19 protein-coding genes and 1 other RNA gene are annotated in these 20473 nt (G+C 29.4%); 13 read left to right on the top strand and 7 right to left on the bottom strand.

Features of this window, described 5'->3' with window-relative positions:
• Positions 1–49 precede the first annotated feature (49 nt).
• A complete protein-coding gene (locus AVANS_RS05810; protein WP_239816948.1) occupies positions 50–979 on the bottom strand; it encodes a ribose-phosphate pyrophosphokinase in 930 nt (309 codons plus the stop codon).
• A 182-nt stretch (positions 980–1161) separates the two neighbouring features.
• Here AVANS_RS05810 and AVANS_RS05815 point away from each other — a divergent pair, with 182 nt between their 5' ends.
• From AVANS_RS05815 to AVANS_RS05840, 6 genes are read left to right on the top strand one after another with little or no spacing between them, the layout of a single operon-like run.
• A complete protein-coding gene (locus tag AVANS_RS05815) occupies positions 1162–2820 on the top strand; it encodes a lactate permease LctP family transporter (RefSeq protein ID WP_239816949.1) in 1659 nt (552 codons plus the stop codon).
• A 7-nt stretch (positions 2821–2827) separates the two neighbouring features.
• Positions 2828–3769 carry a DMT family transporter gene (locus AVANS_RS05820; protein ID WP_239816950.1) on the top strand — a complete coding sequence of 314 codons (942 nt, stop codon included), beginning with the start codon at positions 2828–2830 and terminating at the stop codon, positions 3767–3769.
• The gene (kdsA, locus tag AVANS_RS05825) at positions 3766–4650 is read left to right on the top strand and encodes a 3-deoxy-8-phosphooctulonate synthase (protein ID WP_239816951.1); all 885 of its coding nucleotides are present in this window, start codon (positions 3766–3768) and stop codon (positions 4648–4650) included. The genes AVANS_RS05820 and kdsA overlap by 4 nt, the downstream gene beginning before the upstream one ends.
• A 2-nt stretch (positions 4651–4652) precedes the next feature.
• Positions 4653–5123: a 6,7-dimethyl-8-ribityllumazine synthase gene (gene ribH, locus AVANS_RS05830; RefSeq protein WP_239816952.1), complete on the top strand. Its 471-nt coding sequence runs from the start codon at positions 4653–4655 to the stop codon at positions 5121–5123.
• Positions 5113–5499: a transcription antitermination factor NusB gene (nusB, locus tag AVANS_RS05835; RefSeq protein WP_239816953.1), complete on the top strand. Its 387-nt coding sequence runs from the start codon at positions 5113–5115 to the stop codon at positions 5497–5499. The genes ribH and nusB overlap by 11 nt, the downstream gene beginning before the upstream one ends.
• Positions 5496–5948, top strand: a complete 453-nt coding sequence (locus AVANS_RS05840; RefSeq protein ID WP_239816954.1) for a prepilin-type N-terminal cleavage/methylation domain-containing protein — start codon at positions 5496–5498, stop codon at positions 5946–5948. The genes nusB and AVANS_RS05840 overlap by 4 nt, the downstream gene beginning before the upstream one ends.
• Positions 5949–6116: 168 nt before the next feature.
• On the opposite strand, the gene AVANS_RS05845 is transcribed toward AVANS_RS05840, so the two are convergent.
• From AVANS_RS05845 to AVANS_RS05855, 3 genes are read right to left on the bottom strand one after another with little or no spacing between them, the layout of a single operon-like run.
• Positions 6117–6920, bottom strand: coding sequence for a Gfo/Idh/MocA family oxidoreductase (locus AVANS_RS05845; RefSeq protein ID WP_239816955.1), 804 nt, complete (start codon positions 6918–6920; stop codon positions 6117–6119).
• The gene (locus AVANS_RS05850; protein ID WP_239816956.1) at positions 6920–8038 is read right to left on the bottom strand and encodes a 5-methyltetrahydropteroyltriglutamate--homocysteine S-methyltransferase; all 1119 of its coding nucleotides are present in this window, start codon (positions 8036–8038) and stop codon (positions 6920–6922) included. The genes AVANS_RS05845 and AVANS_RS05850 overlap by 1 nt, the downstream gene beginning before the upstream one ends.
• The gene (locus AVANS_RS05855) at positions 8039–9130 is read right to left on the bottom strand and encodes a DegT/DnrJ/EryC1/StrS family aminotransferase (RefSeq protein ID WP_239816957.1); all 1092 of its coding nucleotides are present in this window, start codon (positions 9128–9130) and stop codon (positions 8039–8041) included.
• A gap of 142 nt (positions 9131–9272) precedes the next feature.
• On the opposite strand from AVANS_RS05855, the gene putP reads away from it, so the two are divergent.
• Genes putP through AVANS_RS05875 form a run of 4 tightly spaced genes read left to right on the top strand, consistent with a single transcriptional unit; the run spans position 9273 to position 15765 of the window.
• Positions 9273–10772 (top strand): sodium/proline symporter PutP, encoded by a 1500-nt coding sequence (gene putP, locus AVANS_RS05860; RefSeq protein WP_239816958.1) that lies wholly within the window; start codon positions 9273–9275, stop codon positions 10770–10772.
• Between the two features lie 46 nt (positions 10773–10818).
• Positions 10819–13359, top strand: coding sequence for an alanine--tRNA ligase (alaS, locus tag AVANS_RS05865; RefSeq protein ID WP_239816959.1), 2541 nt, complete (start codon positions 10819–10821; stop codon positions 13357–13359).
• The gene (locus AVANS_RS05870) at positions 13353–13811 is read left to right on the top strand and encodes a hypothetical protein (RefSeq protein ID WP_239816960.1); all 459 of its coding nucleotides are present in this window, start codon (positions 13353–13355) and stop codon (positions 13809–13811) included. The genes alaS and AVANS_RS05870 overlap by 7 nt, the downstream gene beginning before the upstream one ends.
• Positions 13812–13842: 31 nt before the next feature.
• Positions 13843–15765: a PBP1A family penicillin-binding protein gene (locus tag AVANS_RS05875; RefSeq protein WP_239818537.1), complete on the top strand. Its 1923-nt coding sequence runs from the start codon at positions 13843–13845 to the stop codon at positions 15763–15765.
• A 66-nt stretch (positions 15766–15831) separates the two neighbouring features.
• On the opposite strand, the gene AVANS_RS05880 is transcribed toward AVANS_RS05875, so the two are convergent.
• Positions 15832–16581 carry a hypothetical protein gene (locus AVANS_RS05880; protein ID WP_239816961.1) on the bottom strand — a complete coding sequence of 250 codons (750 nt, stop codon included), beginning with the start codon at positions 16579–16581 and terminating at the stop codon, positions 15832–15834.
• 52 nt (positions 16582–16633) lie between these two features.
• On the opposite strand from AVANS_RS05880, the gene rnpB reads away from it, so the two are divergent.
• The 3 genes from rnpB to AVANS_RS05895 all read left to right on the top strand — a co-directional run bounded on the left by rnpB (position 16634) and on the right by AVANS_RS05895 (position 17776).
• Positions 16634–16957: RNase P RNA component class A (gene rnpB, locus AVANS_RS05885), an RNA gene on the top strand.
• A gap of 17 nt (positions 16958–16974) precedes the next feature.
• On the top strand, positions 16975–17343 hold the full coding sequence (locus AVANS_RS05890) for a YbgC/FadM family acyl-CoA thioesterase (protein ID WP_239816962.1): 369 nt from the start codon (positions 16975–16977) through the stop codon (positions 17341–17343).
• A 1-nt stretch (position 17344) separates the two neighbouring features.
• Positions 17345–17776, top strand: a complete 432-nt coding sequence (locus AVANS_RS05895) for a low molecular weight protein-tyrosine-phosphatase (RefSeq protein WP_239816963.1) — start codon at positions 17345–17347, stop codon at positions 17774–17776.
• A gap of 190 nt (positions 17777–17966) precedes the next feature.
• Here the strand turns inward: AVANS_RS05895 and AVANS_RS05900 are convergent, their stop codons facing one another.
• Together AVANS_RS05900 and AVANS_RS05905 are read right to left on the bottom strand one after the other, a co-directional pair.
• Positions 17967–18122: a hypothetical protein gene (locus AVANS_RS05900; protein ID WP_239816964.1), complete on the bottom strand. Its 156-nt coding sequence runs from the start codon at positions 18120–18122 to the stop codon at positions 17967–17969.
• A 658-nt stretch (positions 18123–18780) separates the two neighbouring features.
• Positions 18781–20421: a methyl-accepting chemotaxis protein gene (locus tag AVANS_RS05905; protein ID WP_239816965.1), complete on the bottom strand. Its 1641-nt coding sequence runs from the start codon at positions 20419–20421 to the stop codon at positions 18781–18783.
• Positions 20422–20473: the final 52 nt, after the last annotated feature.

Raw genomic sequence — 20473 nt, forward strand, 5'->3', positions numbered from 1 at the left:
AAGCACCGAGTTATTTTCGGTGCTTTTGTATAAGAATTTGAAATAGGAATTATGAAAATAATCCATTCACACTTTCATTGTGATAAACACGGCGAATTACTTCTCCAAACAATGGTGCAACGCTTAAAGTTGTTATTTTTTTGCATTCTTTTGCAAGTGGTATTGTATCAGTTACTATTAATTCATCTAAAGCACCATTTTCTATTCTATCGTATGCAGCTCCACTTAAAACTGGATGAGTACAGCAAGCAATTACACTTTTTGCACCTAATTTCTTAAATACTTCTGCAGCTTTAACAATAGTTCCAGCAGTATCAATCATATCATCAACAATAATTACATCTTTACCATTAACATCGCCAATTACGTTCATAACTTCGCTTTCATTTGCTTTTTCACGGCGTTTATCAACGATAACTAAATCTAAATCAAGTGCTTTTGCGACACTTCTTGCACGAACAATTCCACCTGTATCAGGGCTTGCTACTACGGCTTTACTTAAATCTCTTTGTCTTAAGTGTTCGTTAAAAATAATACTTCCATAAAGATTATCAACAGGAATATTAAAAAATCCTTGAATTTGTCCTGCGTGTAAATCAATTGTAGCTACACGACTAATTCCTGCAGTTTGCATTAAATCAGCAACTAATTTTGCACTAATTGGAACTCTTGGAGCTGCTTTTCTATCTTGTCTAGCATATCCAAAATATGGAACCACAGCTGTAATTGAATTAGCTGAGCTTCTTTTTAAAGCATCGCTTAAAATTAATAATTCCATCAAATTATCATTTGCAGGAGCACAAGTGCTTTGGATAATAAAAACATCTTTACCACGAACACTTTCTCCTATTTGAACGCTAATTTCGCCATCGCTAAAGCGTTTAATCCCTGCATCACTTAATCTGCAATCTAATCTTTGAGCAACTTTATTTGCAAAATCAAGATTAGCAGAGCCTGAAAAAATAGTATAACCTCTCATAAAATAACCTTTCAAAAAAATAATTACTAAAATATTTTAACAAAAAAAACTTATAAGTTAATTTGTTACAAATTGTAACAAGTTTTAAATTTAATTACTTTTTTACCTATGTATTTTATTATTCTGTGCTAAATTAAGCCTTTTATTTTAAAATACCTTAAAACTTTATTGAAAGGAAAAACATGGAATTTACACCTAACTTTAATCCATTAGGTAACATTTGGTTAAGTGCTTTAGTTGCATTCTTGCCAATATTATGCTTCTTCCTTTGTCTTGTCGTATTTAAGACAAAAGGTTATGTAGCAGGATTTTTAACCGTTGTTGCAGCTATTTTAGTAGCTGTTTTTGCATACAAAATGCCTGTAAATGCAGCATTTGCTAGTATTATAGTAGGATTTACTACTGGTATTTGGCCTATTGCTTGGATTATCATTGCAGCTATTTTTCTTTACAAATTATCTATTAAATCAGGACAATTTGAAGTAATTAAGCAAAGCATTATGACAATAACTCCAGATCATCGTATCCAAGTAATCATCATTGGATTTTGTTTTGGAGCATTCCTTGAAGGTGCTATTGGTTTTGGTGGTCCTGTTGCAATTACTGCAGCACTACTAGTTGGACTTGGACTAAGACCTTTACAAGCTGCTGGATATTGTATGATAGCAAATACTGCACCTGTTGCTTTTGGAGCTATTGGGGTTCCAATTCTTGCTATGGCAGGTGCTTTAGGGCTTGATCCACATCCAATTTCTCAAATGGTAGGAAGAATATTACCTCCACTTAGTTTTTGTGTTCCATTCTTTATAATATTCTTAATGGATGGCATGAAAGGTATTCGTGAGACTTTCCCTATCGTATTCGTTGCAGCAGCATCTTTTGCAATAGCTCAATTTTTCTCATCAAACTTTTTAGGTGCAGAATTACCTGATATTATTTCAGCTGTTGTTTCATTAGTATGTACAACTGCTGCTGTAAAAGCATTTAAAATTAAAAATATTGTAAGATTTGATGGTAAAACTGATTTTAGTGATGTAAAAACTCTTAGCTTAGGCGAAGTTGTTTATGCTTGGTCTCCATTTATTTTATTAATTATCTTCATTGTTGTTTGGACACAACCTTGGTTTAAATCTTTATTTGGAACTGATGCAGCTTTAGCATTTACAAACCTAAAATTATCATTTGCTAGTTTAGGTGATTTAGCGGTAATTAAGCCATCACTTGTTGAAGGTGGTAAAGCAGGAACTCAAGCACTTAGCGTAGGAATTCCATTAATTAATACTCCAGGAACAGCTATTTTATTTGCTGCAATTGCAAGTATTTATATTCTAAAAGTAAAAGTTGATGATGCTAAAGTTTGCTTTAACGATACTTTAAGAGAAATGGCTTTCCCTATTTTAACTATTGGTTTGGTTGTAGGTTTTGCAAAAATTACTGATTATAGTGGAGCAAGTGGAACATTAGGAATTGCATTATCACAAACTGGTGGAGCATTTACATTCTTCTCACCTATTATTGGATGGATTGGAGTGTTCTTAACAGGTTCTGATACAAGTGCAAACCTTTTATTTGGTTCATTACAGCAAGTTACAGCTCATCAATTAGGTTTTGCTGATTCATTATTCTTAGCAGCAAATAGTGCTGGTGGTGTTGTTGGTAAAATGATTTCTCCACAAAGTATTGCAGTTGCTTGCGCTGCTGTTGGACTTGTTGGACGCGAAAGTGAGTTGTTTAAATATACAATTAAATACTCAATTGCTATGATTATTTTAATAGGTCTTTGGGTAAGCTTTATAGCATACTTTATGCCTTATATAATTCCAGCAACTAAGGTTTTATGATAATTAAATGAAAAAATTTAAAAAAATTATCAGAAAAAATCTTGGGATTTATTTTATGGTAATTGCTAGTTTTGCATTTGCACTCATGGGGTGCAGTGCAAAACTACTTGCAAATGATATGCCTAGTGTTGAGATTATGTTTTTTAGAAATGTAATCGGAGTAATTTTTATCGCTTATTTAATTTATAAAATTCCACATAAAAAATCAGGTGGCAAGTTTTTTTTATTATTTTTTCGTGGTCTTATCGGAACAATCTCTTTATATTTTTTCTTTTATAATGTTGCAAATATTTCTTTGGGTGGAGCTTTTGCTTTTCAAAAAACAAATCCTTTATTTGTTGCACTAATTGCGTTTTTGTTTTTTAAAGAGCAACTAGGAATTAAAAGTATTTTATATTTATTTTTAGCTTTTAGTGGGGTTATGTTAATAATTCAGCCACTAGCACCAGAACACTTGCATACTGGTTTTGATATAAAAAACTCAATTTTAGGAGTTTTAAGTGGTCTTACAGCAGCTCTAGCTCTTACAAGTGCAAGAGAACTTGGAAAATATTATAATACTGAAGTTATAGCGTCGAGTTTTTTTATATTAGGAACTATTTTACCTATATTATCAATGCTTGGTGGAGAATATTTAGATCCTGATTTGATTAAGTATTTTGATTTTGCTTTTGCAAAATTTGTAATGCCAAATGATTTTAAATTATGGATATTGATAATTTTAATGGGAAGTCTTTCAATTGTATATCAAATATATGTTACAAAAGCCTATAAGGCAGCTAAAAAAGCAGGAGTTGTAGCAGGGGTTGGTTATATTGATGTTGTCTTTACATTATTACTAGGGATACTTTTAGGAGATGATTTACCAAGTTTAATGGTTTTAGCGGGTATAATCTGCGTTTTAATAGGCGGTATAGGAATAAGCTTAAGTAAGGATAATAAAAAATGAGAAAAATTATATTATTTGCAGGACCTTGCGTTATAGAAAGTCCTGAAGTTGTTATGGAAGTGGCAAAAAGATTAGAAAAAATAGCTAAAAATCCACAAATTGATTTTTATTTTAAATCAAGTTTTGATAAAGCAAATCGCACAAGTTTAGATAGTTTTAGAGGGCCTGGACTTGAAAAAGGTTTGCAAATTTTAGCTGATGTAAAATCTAAATTTGGTTATAAATTAATAACTGATATTCACGAAAGTCATCAAGCTAGCATTGCAGCCGAGGTTGTTGATACACTTCAAATTCCTGCGTTTTTATGTAGGCAAACGGATTTATTAGTTGCAGCTGCAAAAACAAAAGCTATTATTAATATTAAAAAAGGACAATTCTTAAATCCAAACGATATGAGATATAGTGTTGCTAAGATTGCACAAACTAGAGGATTTAACTATACAACTAATGATGAAAGTTTTTTTGCAAGCTCTGATTTAGGTGAAAGAGTTTATAATGATTTAGCTGATAGTGATTTCTCACTTGCTCATCAAATGGCAAGAGAAGCTGGTATTTTAGTGGTTGAAAGAGGCACTAGTCTAGGATATGGTAATTTAGTTGTTGATATGAGATCGCTTAAAATTATGAGAAATTTCGCACCTGTTATTTTTGACGCAACTCATAGCGTTCAAATGCCTGGAGCTGCAGGTGGAAAAAGCGGTGGAGATAGCTCTTTTGTAATGCCACTTGCTCGTGCTGCTGCTGGGGTTGGTGTTGATGGATTTTTCTTTGAGACACACTATAATCCAAAAGAAGCTTTATGTGATGGACCTAATATGATAGCAACTGATGAGCTTGAAGCAAAGGTTAATTTATTATTAAAAATACTAAATAAAGGATAATTATGAATATTATTGAAGGAAAATTAAAATTAAATGGCAATGAAAGATTTGCAATTATAAATGCTAGATTTAATAGTTTTATTACTGATAAATTAGTTGAAGGTGCAAAAGATGCTTTTGTTCGTTTTGGCGGTGATGAGAGCAAACTTGATTTAATACTTGTTCCTGGTGCATTTGAACTACCTTTTGCATTAAAGCAAGCTGTTGAACAAGGATATGATGGAATAGTTGTTCTTGGTGCTGTAATTCGTGGAGATACACCTCATTTTGACTATGTAGCAGCAGAATGCACTAAAGGAGTTGCAGCAATTACTCTAGCAAATGATACTCCTATTAGTTTTGGTGTGCTTACCACTAATACGACAGAACAAGCTATGGATAGAGCAGGAATTAAAAGTGGAAATAAAGGCTATGAAGCAATGGTAACTACTATTGAAATGCTAAACTTAAAAAGAGTTCAAAATGGCAACTAGACATCAAGCTAGAATGACCGTTGTAAGTTTGCTTTATTCGTTTGATTATGTTCAAAATAGCGAACATGTGAATGATTATTTAGAAGAGCATAAAATTAGAAATGCAATCCGTGAATGGGCGTTAGAATTATTTAATGGAGTTCAAAATAATTTAAGCAAAATTGATGAATGCTTAAAAGGTATTTTAGAAAGCAACGAAGTAAATAATCTAGGTGGTATGGAAAAAGCCATATTAAGACTTGGGGTTTATGAATTATTATTTACAAAAACAGATAAAGCAGTAATTATAAATGAAGCAATAGAACTTGCAAAAGAATACGCAAGCGATAACGCACCAAAACTTATAAATGGTGTTTTAGATAAGGTAAGGGCTTGAAAAAAGCTTTTACCATTATTGAATTAATTTTTGTAATTATTATAATCGCAATACTTGCTTCGGTTGTGATTTATAAAATAAGCAGCATTAGAGATGATGCACATAATGTAGCTCAAGTTAATAATTTTAAAACCTTAATAAATGATTTAAATACTTATTATGTAAGTAAGGGTGATTATTTTAAAGATGATGAAGGTATAAATATCTCAAAAATGACTAATGTGGGTAATAAACATACTCATTATTACGAATTTAATTCAAGTGATAATAAGCCTTGCTTTATACTTATGTTTGTAAAAGATGAATTATATATTCAACCAGCTTTCAATCCTAAGAAATTACCTAGAGCTTGCAAGCAATTGCATGAAATGTTTTTAAGCTATAATATAGACTTTTTAAAAGACGATTATAAAGCACTTTTATTTTCTCATAAAGACAAAACAAAATAATCAAATTCCTATTTTAAATTCTTAAAAAAATTAAAATAGGAATTAGTTTTATAAAATTGTAATTCCGAATTCAAATTCTTTTTATTTTAATGATAATTTTGTGTAAAAAATTGACTTCTCAAATTCCTTTAAATATACAAAAAAAATTAAAGGAATTTGAAATAAGAATTATAAAATTTGTTGAGTATAAATAGCATCATCTACGCTTGCTAAATATCCTAAATTATTTGTCTTTATGTAGTTAATAAATTCATCTTGCTCTCTTGATAAACTTGAATGGCTTTTAAGTTCCATTACAACTTCATCTTTAATCAATCTTGAGTTCAAAAAGTCTAGCTCATAGCTTGAAACATTTGTATTAATAAATGCTTTTCTAATTCTACTATTAAACTCCCACGAAGCTAAAATATCAAGGTTGTTAGAATTAAGCTTAATTTGCGTGCAAGGATTATTCATCTTGCTTATATTAAACTCAGCTTTTATTCCAAAAAAATTAGCCAAATCAATATCATGAACGCAAAGATCTAAATCAACCCCAACATCACTAATTCTTGCTGGTTTTTTAGATGCTCTTATAAAACTTGCATATTTTATCTCTTCGCCTTGACTTTGTTTTAAGAACTCTAGGCTAACAGGATTAAATCTTTCACAAAAACCAACAGCAACATTTACCCCACTTTGCTTAATTGCATAAGCTTCATCTAAATTAAAGCTAAGCGGCTTTTCTATTAATATATATTTTACTTTTTCACTTAATTTTAAAAATACTTCATAATGATATTTAGTAGGAACTACAATAATAGCTCCATCAATTTTATTGCTTAATAATTCATCTAAATTAGAAAAATAAAGCTCATCTTCTATCCATTCAGGCTTTATCACATCATAACAAAATAAATTTATATCTTTTTTTCTAAGCTCGGTATAATGGTTTTTTCCCATTACACCAAGCCCAATTAATGCTATATTCATTAAAATCCTTGATTTTCTAAAGTTTCATTTAATTTATTTAATAAATTAATCTTTTCCCATTGAGTTGCCATATCAATCTCATTTCCTTCTTCAGTAGAGCTAAAGCCACATTGTGTGCTAAACTCAATCTGAGAAGATTTTAGATATTTTTTAGCTTCAAATGCTCTTGATACCAACTCATCTAAACTAGGACTTTCTTTTACTTTTGTAGTTAAAAGTCCTATAACTACTGTTTGATTTTTAATATATTCTAAAGGTTCAAATCCACCTGCCCTATCGCTATCAAATTCTAAGAAAAACTTATCTATATTAAGCTTTGCAAATAATTCTTTTGCTACTTTAATATATCCACCACTTGCACTAAAATGGCTTCTGTAATTTCCTCTACAAATATGAATTGCTGTTGTAATATTTTTTGGCATAGTTTCTAAGCTTTTGTTTAAATATTCTACATATTCTTTAGTGCATTCATCTGCGTTTAGACCATTTTTTTCTAAATTTGCTCTAAAATCATCATCACAAAACGAACCAAAGCTAACATCATCAAGTTGTAAATAAACCCCACCTACTTTGCTAAATTCATTATAAAAATCTTCGTAAGCTTTTAAAATATCAGCTTTAAGCCTTGCATAATCTTTGCCATAATATTCAAATTCCACATTAAATCCACCCCTAATAAATAGCATATAAATAAACATCGCTGGGCTTGGAATTGTAAGTTTTAAACGATTTGTGTCTATATTTAGTTCTTTTGCAATCTGCACTAATCTTGCAAAATCTTTTATAAAAAGATGGTCTTTACACTCAATTTTGCCAACTATTTTTACGCCTTCTGCTCTTGTTTCAATACCTTTAAATACATAGCCTTTTTCTTTAATAATCTTAATAACCCCACTAAATCCCCAATAAAAGTCTAAATGCCACCAAGAGCGTCTAAATTCTCCATCGCTTAAATAATAAACATTATTTTTATCACACTCAAGTAGTAATTCTTTAATACACTCATCTTCAATAATTCTAAGTTCTTCTTGACTTATTTTTCCATTTGCTAAATCGCTTCTTGCAGCCTTTAATTTCGCAGGTCTTAAGAATGAGCCTACTTGGTCTAATTTTCTCATTTATTCTCCTTTATTAAAAATTTCAATTACCCTTTCTTGATCCTTTATATCTAAAAATGCCGAAAATGGCAATGATAAAATTTCATTAGTTACATCTTCGCAAACTTTAAAATCTTTTTCATTATATTCTAAATATTTAAAACAAGGTTGTTTATAAAGAGCGATAGGATAATGAATAGCTGTTGGAATGCCATTTTCATTTAGCTTTTTAATCACTAAATCTCTATTTTTAACCCTTACGCTATATTGAGCCCAAACGCTTAAATAATTAGCTTTTACTTGTGGAGTAATGCAGTTTTTAAGATTTTTACTATAAGTATTTGCTAAATCTTTTCTTTTTGCAATTTCTTCATCAAAATACTTTAATTTTACATTCAATACTGCAGCTTGAATTGCATCAAGTCTTGCATTTAAGCCTATAATTTCGTGCTGATATCTTATTTCGCTTCCATGATTTATAAGTAATTTTACTTTTTTAGCTAATTCATCATTATTAGTAAAAATAGCACCGCCATCACCATAACAGCCAAGTGGTTTTGATGGGAAAAAACTAGTTGTGCTAATATCAGCAATATTACAAGAAAATTCTTCTAAATCATTTCTAGCCCCAAAGCTTTGTGCTGCATCTTCGATTAAATAAAGATTATGTTTTTTGCATATTTTTTTCAAAGAATTTAAATCAGGCATTTGACCAAAGATAGAAATAGCTAAAATAGCTTTAGTTTTAGGACTAATCTTTTCTTCAATTTTGCTAATGTCAAGGTTATAATCGACATCGCTAATATCAACAAAAACAGGTTTAGCACCTATTAAGGCTATCATTTCAGAGCTTGCAATAAATGTAAATGGGCTAGTAATTATCTCATCGCCTTCTTTAATACCTAAAGCTTTTAAAGCTATATATAAAGCGCTTGTTCCATTTGAGCATGAATATGCGTATTTTGATTTTACAAAATTAGCTAAGTTTTCTTCTAATAAAGCAACTTCAGTCCCACCTATAAAACTTGAATTATTTAATATATTTTGAATTCTTTCATCAATTTCGTTTTTGTATTTTAAATATTGAGATTTTAAATCACAGAATGCTAACATATGTTGTCCTTAAAAAATAAAAGGCTAATTGTATTTAGATAACTTAAATTGTAAGTAAAATAAGCTTTTAAAAATTAAATTTTTGTTTTAAATGATTTTTAAAAATTTTTTTATATATTAAAACTTTTGCAAAAGGAAAATAATGAGTAATTTAGAAAATATTGAACTTAGTTTGCCTATCATAATTGATTTTATTGCTTATAGCTTGCTTATGATAGGAATTGGCGTTTATTTTAGAAGAAAAAACAAAACTTCTAGCGATTATTTTGTAGGAAACAAAAGCTTAGGTCCTGTCTTATCAGCTCTTAGCGCAGGTGCATCTGATATGAGTTCTTGGCTACTTATGGGCTTACCTGCTGCTATTTTGCTTGACGGATTAGCAAAATCATATATAGCAATAGGACTTAGCATAGGAGCTTTATTAAACTGGCTATTTGTTGCAAAAAGACTTAGAATTTATACTGATATTAAACAAAATTGTATAACTATTCCTGATTTTTTTGAAACTAGATTTGATGATAAAAATGGAATATTAAGAATAATTTGCGCCTTTGTAATACTTATATTTTTTACTATATATATTTCAAGTGGCTTTGTAGCTGGTGCTAAATTATTTGAAGAAGTATTTAATATAAATTATTTTTATGGGCTTTTTATAATAACTTTTATAATAGTAACTTATACTTTTTTAGGTGGATACAAAGCAGTTTGTTGGACTGATTTAATTCAAGGCTTACTTATGATGTTAGCTTTAGTAATTATTGCTATTGTTATGCTTAAAGCATTAGGTGGAGTAAATAATACAATAGAAATTATTGAAAAAGTAGGAACAAACAATAATAAAAACTATATTTCAATGAGCCAAAATACAATGTTTATAATCTCATCTTTAGCTTGGGGTTTGGGATATTTTGGACAACCTCATATTCTAATAAGATTTATTTCTATAAGAGATATTAAAGATATTCCAGTAGCAACACTCGTTGGTATTTCTTGGATGGTTATATCGTTATTTGCAGCTATTATGATAGGATTTTTAGGTATTGCTTATTTAGATGAGTTTAAATTAAACTTGATGGATAAAGATAGAATTTTTATTCTAATGAGCCAAATATTATTTAATCCTTGGATAGCAGGAGTTTTACTTAGCGCAATACTTGCTGCTATTATGAGTACTGCAAGCTCTCAGCTTTTAGTATCAAGCTCTGCTATTGTTGAAGATTTTTATAAAAAAGTTTTAAAAAGAAATGCAAGTAATGAAAAAATTATGTTTTTATCAAAACTTAGTGTTTTAGCAATTTCTTTTATTGCACTTTTAATATCATTTGATAAAAACTCAAGCATAATTGATATTGTAGCTCATGCTTGGGCTGGGTTTGGTGCTTCATTTGGTAGTGTTATTTTATTTGCTTTATTTTGGAAAAAAACTTCAAAAATTGGTGCAATTAGCGGAATGAGCTCTGGAGCTATTTGTGTTTTAATATGGGAAAATCTAAAAGATTTTGGTGGTATTTTTGAACTTTATTCAATTATACCTGCATTTTTAATTGCAAGTATTTTTATAATAATTACATCTTTAGTTTTTAAAACAAGCAAAAACAATGAAGAAACTTATGAAAAAATGTTAAGCAATATTCAATAAGTTAAAAAAAATTGATATGATTTAAGAAAATTTATAAGGATATAAAATGGATATAAGAAAAGAATATTTGGATTTTTTTGCAAGTAAAGGTCATGAGATAACCCCATCAAGCCCACTTGTTCCTGATGATGCGACACTGCTTTTTGCAAATGCAGGTATGGTTCCGTTTAAAAGTATTTTTACAGGTGAAGTGCCACGCCCAAATCCGCCTAGAAAAACAAGCTGTCAAACATGTATTCGTGCAGGTGGAAAGCACAATGACTTAGATAATGTTGGCTATACTGCAAGACACCATACATTTTTTGAAATGTTAGGAAATTTTAGCTTTGGCGATTATTTTAAAGAACAAGCTATTGCTTATGCATGGGAGTTTGTAACTGAAGTTATTAAATTACCTAAAGATAGACTTTATGTAACAGTTCATGAAAACGATGATGAAGCTTATAATATGTGGCAAAAACATATAGCAAAAGAGCGTATTTATAAATTTGGAGATAAGGATAATTTCTGGCAAATGGGCGATACTGGTCCATGTGGTCCATGTAGTGAGATTTTTTACGATCAAGGCGAAGAAAATTTTAAAAGCGATGAAGATTATATGGGTGGAGATGGAGATAGATTCCTTGAGATTTGGAACCTAGTTTTCATGCAATTTGAAAAGCACCCAGATGGCACAATGACAAAACTACCAAAACCTAGCATTGATACAGGAATGGGACTTGAGCGTGTAACTGCTATTAAAGAAGGAAAATTTAGTAATTTTGATAGCTCATTATTTATGCCAATAATCAATGAAATTGCAAAACTTGCTAATAAGACTTATGAGTATAAAAGTGGTGCAAGTTTTAGAGTAATTGCTGATCATATTCGTTCAGCTACATTTTTATTAGCTCAAGGTGTAACTTTTGATAAAGAAGGAAGGGGCTACGTTTTACGCCGCATTGTAAGAAGAGCTTTAAGACATGGATATTTACTAGGCTTTAAGAGTGCATTTATGTATAAATTAGTAGATGTTGTATGTGAATTAATGGGTAATCACTACACATATTTAAACGAGAAAAAATCTTTTGTAAAAGAACAATTATTAAGCGAAGAAGAAAGATTTTTAAACACAATTGAAAATGGAATGAGTATTTTTAGTGATGAGCTTAAAAATACAAAAGATATTTTTAGTGGTGAAGTAGCATTTAAATTATATGATACTTATGGTTTTCCACTTGATTTAACTCTTGATATGCTAAGAGAAAAAAATCTTAAAATTGATGAAGATAAATTTAATGAATTAATGGCAAAACAAAGAGAACTTGCTAAAGCAAACTGGAAAGGTAGTGGAGATAAAGCAACTCACGGAGATTTTAAAGAGCTTTTAGATAAGTTTGGAGTAAATGAGTTTGTTGGCTATGACAATACTGAAATTAAAGCAAAATTATTAGCTGCTTTAGATGAAGAATTTAAAATAGGAATTAAGAGCAAAAAAGCTTGGCTAATGTTTGATAAAACTCCGTTATATGCTACAAGTGGTGGGCAAAATTACGATTTAGGTAGCATTTATAAAAATGATAAATTAGTGGCAAACGTGCTTGAAGTTGAAAAGTTTTTTGATATTAATTTAGCTTTAGTTGAAATTGTTGGTGAGTTTAATATAAATGATGAATTAATAATCAAGATTGATACCGAAAGAAGAGCAGAGATTGCAAGACATCATAGTGCTACTCACTTGCTTCATTATGCACTAAGAAAAGTTTTAGGCGAAAATGCAACTCAAGCAGGTTCATTTGTAGATTACAATAGACTTAGATTTGACTTTAACTTTACTCGTGCATTAAGCGAAGATGAATTAAAGCAAATTAGTGATATTGTAAATGATATGATTTATAAAGCTGATGATGCAAAAATACAAATAACTGATATTGAAAGTGCTAAAAAATGCAGTGCAATGGCATTATTTGATACAAAATATGGCGATAAAGTAAGGGTTTTAAGCTTAGGAGATAGCATTGAGCTTTGTGGTGGAACTCACGTTAAAAATACTGCTGTTATTGGAGATTTTATTATTCTTAAAGAAAGTGGTGTAAGTGCAGGTGTTAGAAGAATTGAAGCAATAGCAAGTAAAGCAGCTAAAGAATATACAAAGAATTTGATTTTAGAATTTGAAAACATTAAAAAAAGCCTAAAAACTAATGATATTTTAAAAAGTGTAGAGAGTTTAAAAGCTGAAATTAAAGAACTAAAACAAGCTTTAAAAAACGGCTCAAATAATTTAAATAATGAAGTAATAAACGGAGTTAATGTTTGTGTAAGTGAATTTAATGGCTTTGATATTAAAGCAGACATTGATGAGTTTAAAAATAAATTTGATAAAGCTGTGATTGTTTTAATATCAGGCAAAGATGATAAAGTAAGCATAGCAGTTGGTTCAAAAAATACAAATATTAAAGCTGGTGCTTTAGCTAAGCAAATCGCACAATTTTTAGGTGGAAACGGCGGTGGTAGAGATGATTTTGCTACTGCAGGTGCAAAAGATACTAGCAAATTAAACGAAGCTTTAGCTTTAGCAAAAGATGAGATTAAGAAGGCTTTATGCTAGGGCTTGACAGCTTAATTTTACCATATATACATTTATTAGCAGGCATTTGCTTTATAGGTCTTCATATAGGCATTAGAGCAAATGCTAGTTTTTATTTATGTGAAAACGAAGAAGATTTGCAAAAAACTTTAAAAAATTTAAAAAAACAAATCTATGCTTTTTTTATCTTAATGGCGATAATGGCTTTTAGTGCTGTTTTTGTTATGATAAACAATAGCAATGACCCGTTATTTAGCACTTTAGCTTCTACTCAATGGTCACTTTATGCTTTTGCTACACTAAACTTATTATATATTTATTATCAATTTATTTTATGTGAAAAAGAAAAAGAAAATAAATTATTAGTATGTAGCGAAAAAATTGCATTAATTGTTTATTATTTCATACCATTAAACATTTTGATTTCTTGTATAGGTGTATTATTTGCTTTGCTAATAAGCACGATGATTTAAGGAGATTTTATTGAAATATTTTGTTTATTTTATAGCTATTTGTGGAATTATAGGTTGCTTAATTTTAGGATATTTTCTAAATGTAGTAGAAAGCAAGGATATTGATTATAAGGAATTTGATTTAGACCTTACAACTCAATTTTATGATAGAAATGGCAATCTACTTGCGAATGTATTTAACGAAAACAGAGCTTATGCTAGATTTGAAGAAATTCCACCAAGACTTATTGAAGCATTAATTGCTATTGAAGATACTAGCTTTTTTGAGCATGAAGGAATTAATATTGATGCGATTTTTAGAGCAATCATTAAAGATATTCAAAAAGGTCGCTTAGCAGAAGGTGCATCAACCTTAACTCAACAGCTTGTAAAAAACCATTATCTAACAAATGAAAAGAGTATTAAAAGAAAAATAAATGAAGCACTAATTAGCTATGAAATTGAAAAAAACCTAACAAAAGAGCAAATTTTAGAAAGATATCTAAACTTTATCTTCTTAGGGCACGGATATTATGGGATAAAAACAGCTGCGGCTGGATATTTTCATAAAGAATTAGATGAATTAAGCCTTAAAGAAATGGCAATGCTAGTAGGCTTACCAAAAGCACCAAGCACTTATGATCCAACAAAAAGAATAGATTTATCGCTTTCTCGTGCTAATGCAGTGCTTAAGAGAATGTATGATTTAGGTTGGATTAGCGAAGCTGAATATAAACAAAACGTAGCCTTAAAACCTATTGTATATGATGAGAGTTTAACTCAAAATAAAGCTCCTTATGTTGTAGATGAAGCTATAAGACAGCTTCAAGCAATGGGAATAAGTGATATTAAAACAGGTGGATATAAGGTTGAACTTAGTATTGATTTAGATACTCAAAAAATCGCAGAAGAAGCTATTAAATTTGGTTATGATGAGCTTATTAAAAGAGATAAAGATATTGATTTAAATCAAATAAATGGAGCTATGATTGTAACTGAGCCAAAAAGTGGAGATGTTTTAGCTTTGGTTGGTGGGGTTGATTATTATAAGAGTAATTTTAACCGCGCTACTATGAGTAATAGACAAGTTGGCTCAAGCTTTAAGCCTTTTGTATATCTTAGCGCATTAAATCTTGGCTACTCACCTGCTAGTGAAATAGCAGATATTGCAAGAGTTTTTGAAACTCGTGATGCTCAAGGTAAAAAAATGATATGGAAACCTAAAAACTACGGAAGAGATTTTAATGGTTTAATTACCTTAAAAGAAGCCTTAACTAAAAGTAGAAACCTAGCTACAATCAACCTTTTATTAGATACAAGCCTTAGTTATGTTCATCAAACAATCACAAAATATGGCTTTACTAACGTTCCGCAAGATTTATCAATAGGTCTTGGCTCATTCGGAGTTAGCCCTTATGAATATGCTGAGCTTTATAGCATTATTTCAAACTACGGAACAAAACAACCTATTAAACTAATTACAAAAGTAACTGATAAATTTGGCAATGAAGTTAAACTAGAAACTAAAGAAGCAGTTGAGTTTGTAAAACCTGAGCAAACTTATTTGATGATAGATATGATGAAAAATGTTGTTGCAGCTGGAACTGGTGGCGGTGCTAGAGTTGCAGGAATTGAAATAGCAGGTAAAACAGGAACTTCAAATAAAAGTATAGATGCTTGGTTTGTAGGCTTTACTCCTAGTATTCAAGTAATTACTTGGTATGGAAATGATAATAATAAACCTATGAAATATTACGAAGGCGGTGCTAGAACTGCTGCTCCTGTATTTAGATACTTTATGCAAAAATACTTAGCAGCACATCCAAATATTAAAAGAAATTTTGATATTCCAAAAGGTGTAAGCAGAAGAGTAATAGATGGTAAAACTTGGTTTTATACAGACAAATCTCCTTTACCAAAAGCTAGCAGAAACGATATCTTAAAACAGCAAGAAGAAGATGGATTAATGTTCTAAAGAGCTTAAAGCTCTTTAGTTAAATTCCTATTTTAAATTCTTGAAGAATTTAAAATAGGAATTAGCTTAAGTAATATCTTCAATAATTGAACTAATCTCAATCAAATCATTAACTTTTCTTAAAAACAAATACTCATTTGATGGTTGTTTTAAAGCTAAATAATCTTTATTTAAAATCTTATTAATATATAAAAAGCTAGAAAAACTTCCACTCCCACAAGCACTCTCATAAAATAAAGTTTTTATATCTCTTACCCATACAATAGGCTCTAGGCAATTATTATGTAAATACATAAAACCACAAGCCTTTTTATCTAATAAATTATGCTCTTTAAAATAAGAATAAGCATATTCTTTTAAATCAATTTTATTTAAATCTAATTCTTTAGTATAAACAACATGAAAAATATCGCCTAAATCAACGAAGTATTCATAATCGCTCATTTTATTAATCTCATAATTATCGCTAATTCTCATATAATAAAATTTTTTATTTTCGTATTTTTGCTTAAGTTCGCTTTCTTTTATAAAAGAATTATCATTAATTCCACATTGATATTCTTTATCATTCATTTTAATAATTATTTCTTTTGTATCATCAAAATCTAAAATAAATTTTGCTGCACACCTTAAAGCATTAAAGCAAATCTCTCCGCCTGCCATTCTAAGCTTATTCATAAATATAAAACCAACCTGCTCTACATCTTTATGCTTAGCTAAAATCTCATCATTTATTTGCTTAAAATCTAAATCATTGTAACCAAAAACCAAAGCTGTGGTATTTCCTGCTGGGTAATGTAAAACATATTTATACATTTTTGCTCCTTTAATTTTCTTTATCTTAAACAAGCTTAGTTAAAATGGCGTAAGAGTATGGCGGATAATCGCTTTTAATTAAGAGGAAAGTCCGGGCTGCAATAAGATAAGGTTCCATCTAACAGATGGCTAGGGCAACCTAAGGGAAAGTGTAACAGAAAACAGACTACTAAGAAATTAGTAAAGGTGAAACGGCGGGGTAAGAGCCCACCAGTGATTTTGCAAGGAAAAGCAAATCAGCTTATAAACCCAACCTGCAGCAAGAAGGGGTGGTTTTAATCTTATATTTTTACCCTTCGCTAGAGTGCTATTGTGAAATAGCAAGTAGATAAATGATTATCCAAGACAAAACCCGGCTTATAGCCATACTCTTTACTTACAAAAGGAAATAACATGCAAATTAGAGTTTATTATGAAGATACTGATTGTATGGGAATTGTCTATCATACAAATTATTTAAAATATTGCGAAAGAGCTAGAAGCGAATGGTTTTTTGCAAATGAAGGTAAGAATTTTTTAGAAAACAATCCTTTTGCATTAAGAGAAATAAAAGCAATTTACAAAGCTCCTGCAAAATTAGGAGATATTTTAGAAGTTAAAAATATTCCTATGGGATTTGATAAATACTGCTTAGAATTAAAACAAGTTATTTATAAAGATGATAAAGCAATTTTTGAAGCTATCGTAAAATTAGTTCATGTAAAAGATGGAAAACTAGCTCCGATTGGTAAAGATTTACAGGATTTTTTAAATGGAAAATAAAATGAAAATTATGTTTGTTTGTTTAGGTAATATTTGTCGCTCTCCTATGGCTGAGTTTGTTATGAAAGACTTAGCAAAAGATAAAAATTATATAATCTCAAGCTCAGGAACTGCAGGTTATCACGACGGAGAAGATATGCATGATGGAACGAAAAAACTTCTAAAATCAAAAAATATAGCTTGCAGTGGTTTCGTATCTAAAAAGCTTAGTTTAAAGCACTGCGAAGAGTTTGATTTAATACTTACAATGGATGAGAGTAATTACAACAATGTAATTTCAGCATATCCTGAGTTTAAAGACAAAGTAAAGCCTATTTGTAAATATTGCGATTTAGGTTATAAAAATGTTCCTGATCCTTGGTATACAGGTAATTTTGAAGAAGTTTATATGATTTTAAACAATTCTTGCAAAAATCTATTAAAAGAGCTTTAAAGCACAAAGTAATTCCTATTTCAAATTCCTAAAAAATAAAAGAATTTGAATTAGGAATTTGCTTTAAAATTTATTTTAGCACTTGCAAAAATATTCTTAAAAAGTTTAGAAATTAGCTTTTTAATTAATGCCTTTTTTCTATAAAGTCTAAATATTTTTTAGTAATTCCTATTGCAAATTCTTCATAAATTTAAATAAAACTACCGATAATCATTATTAGCTTAGAATAAACACCACAAACACCACAAACACCACAAACACCACAAACACCACAAACACCACAAACACCACAAACACCACAAACACCACAAACACCCCAAACACCCCAAACACCCCAAAAAACCATGCAAGAATTGGAATAAGAATAAATATAGAAGTATTTTAAGTTTATGTTTCAGTATTTAAATAGATAAAAGAATTTGAAATAGGAATTTGCTTTAAAGTTTATTTTTAGCACTTGCAAAAATATTTTTAAGAATTTAGAAATTAGCTTTTTAATTTGATTGTGTAAAACTAATTAATGCTTTTGATTTTATAAAGTTTAAATACTTTTTAGTAATTCCTATTTCAAATTCTTTAAAAGTTTAAGTAAAATTTATCGATAATCATTATAAACTCGGAACTCAAGCAAACTCAAGCAAACTAATCCAATCTAGCCTTAAGCAAAAAAAGATAACAAATATAAAAGTATTGAAACTTATATTTAAGTATTTAAAATAAAAAAATTATGAAATTAGAATTTGATTTTTAATTTATGTAAGGTCTAAATATTGTTTTAAATTCCTAATTCAAATTCTCTTATTTTTAAGCTTTAAACTCTTGCTCGGAGTGGTTTGAATAAGCTTTGTTGGATTGGTTAGAGTTTTTTAGTTTTAAGCAAATTAAGTTTGGTTAAGTCAAACATATAATAATTATCAATAATTTTATTTAAATTGTCAAAGAATTTGAATTAGGAATTACGATTTTAACTTTTAGTGAAAGAAATTAATTCTTTCACTATCTTTTTAGATTTTAAAATAATTTATATGATTTGTAAGCATATTTGCTATATCTTTTAAATGGCTTGCTGCTTTTGTATTATCTTGCATTGATTTATGTGTATTTTCTGCACTATTTGTAATACTTAGCATATCATTATTTAAATTATTTAGCTTATCTGCTTGATTTTTTGCAGCATTACTTACTTCATTTGCTTTTAGCAATGAATCATTTGCTTGAATGTTAATTTGCTCTAACACATTGTTTGCTTCATTAGCTAATCTCATTCCGTTTTCTACTTGTGGAACTGTTTTAAGTATCGCTTCTACCGTTGCATGAGTTTCGTTTTGAATAATTGAAATCATATTTGAGATTTCATTCGTAGCAATATCAGTCTTTTCTGCTAATTTTCTAATCTCATCAGCAACCACAGCAAAGCCACGTCCATGCTCACCTGCTCTTGCTGCTTCAATAGCTGCATTTAGTGCTAATAAGTTTGTTTGCTCTGTTATTTCTTTGATTAATTCTGCACTATTGCTAATTTCTGTTGTATGTTTATCAAGCATTCTGATTTGCTCTGAAGAATAATTAACAGTTTGAGTGATTTTTTCTATTTCATTAATAGTTGTTCTCATTGAAGCAATTCCGGTTTTTGATAATTCAACTGATTTTAAAGAATTATCCTTAGTTTGATTAGCTATGTTTAATACTTCTTGCATATCAACTCTTGCTACGCTAATGCTCTCAAGCGATGCTTTTGATTTTACTTGCTGTTCGTTTGCAAGTTTGTTTGCGTTATTTGATGCATTTGTAACTTCTTTTGCACTTGTCTCAAGCTCTCTTGAAGATTCTATTACTTCACTTACGATTTCTTTTAATCTATTTTGCATTTCTTTTAAAGAATAAAGCATACTATCTTTATATTTTGTATCTATTTTAGTGTTTAGATTTCCGTGAGCTATGCTATTTACAATCTTTACTGCATATTTTGGCTCTCCACCTAATGAGCTTATGATTAATTTACTTATATAAAGCGCTAAAAGAATAGCAACAACAAAGGCAATAATCGTAATAATCATACTATTACTTAAAAAGCCTGAGATTGTTCCTCTTGCTTGTTTTGTTAAAACTTGATTTTTAGCTTCTTGATAATCAATAAATTCATTAATCACATTTAGCCATTCAACGAAACTAAATCTTGCTTTATTAAGTAGCAATTCATTAGCTTCATTGAAAGCCTTTTTATCTTTTAGATTAATGATTTCTTTAATTAAAGGAAGAGTTTTTGTTTCTACATTTTTAATTTTTGCTAATATTTCTTTATCTTTTTCATCTACTAAACTAGGGTTTAAAAAGATTTTATCCATATTATTAGCTGCGATTTCATAATTATTTTCAAGTTTATTGATTAAAGAAATGGTATTGTTTATTTCATCTTTAGAATTTAACAAAACAACATCTCTAATAGCAATAGCTCTATCATGAACACTACCCCTAAAATCAACTGCATAACGCTGTTTTAGAGCATTTACATCGCTAATGGTATTTAAATCATTTTCAACGCTTTGTATTTTTATAAAGCCATTAAAAAATATAACCAAAATAAATGCAAGAATACTTGCAAAACCTATAAATAATTGTGATTTTAAAGAGAGATTTTTTCCCATGATTTAATTCCTTTGATAATATTTATTTAATTATAATAAAAATTATTAATTG

The organism is Campylobacter sp. RM5004 (genome assembly GCF_022369455.1).
In the GTDB taxonomy this organism is placed as follows: Bacteria; Campylobacterota; Campylobacteria; order Campylobacterales; family Campylobacteraceae; genus Campylobacter_E.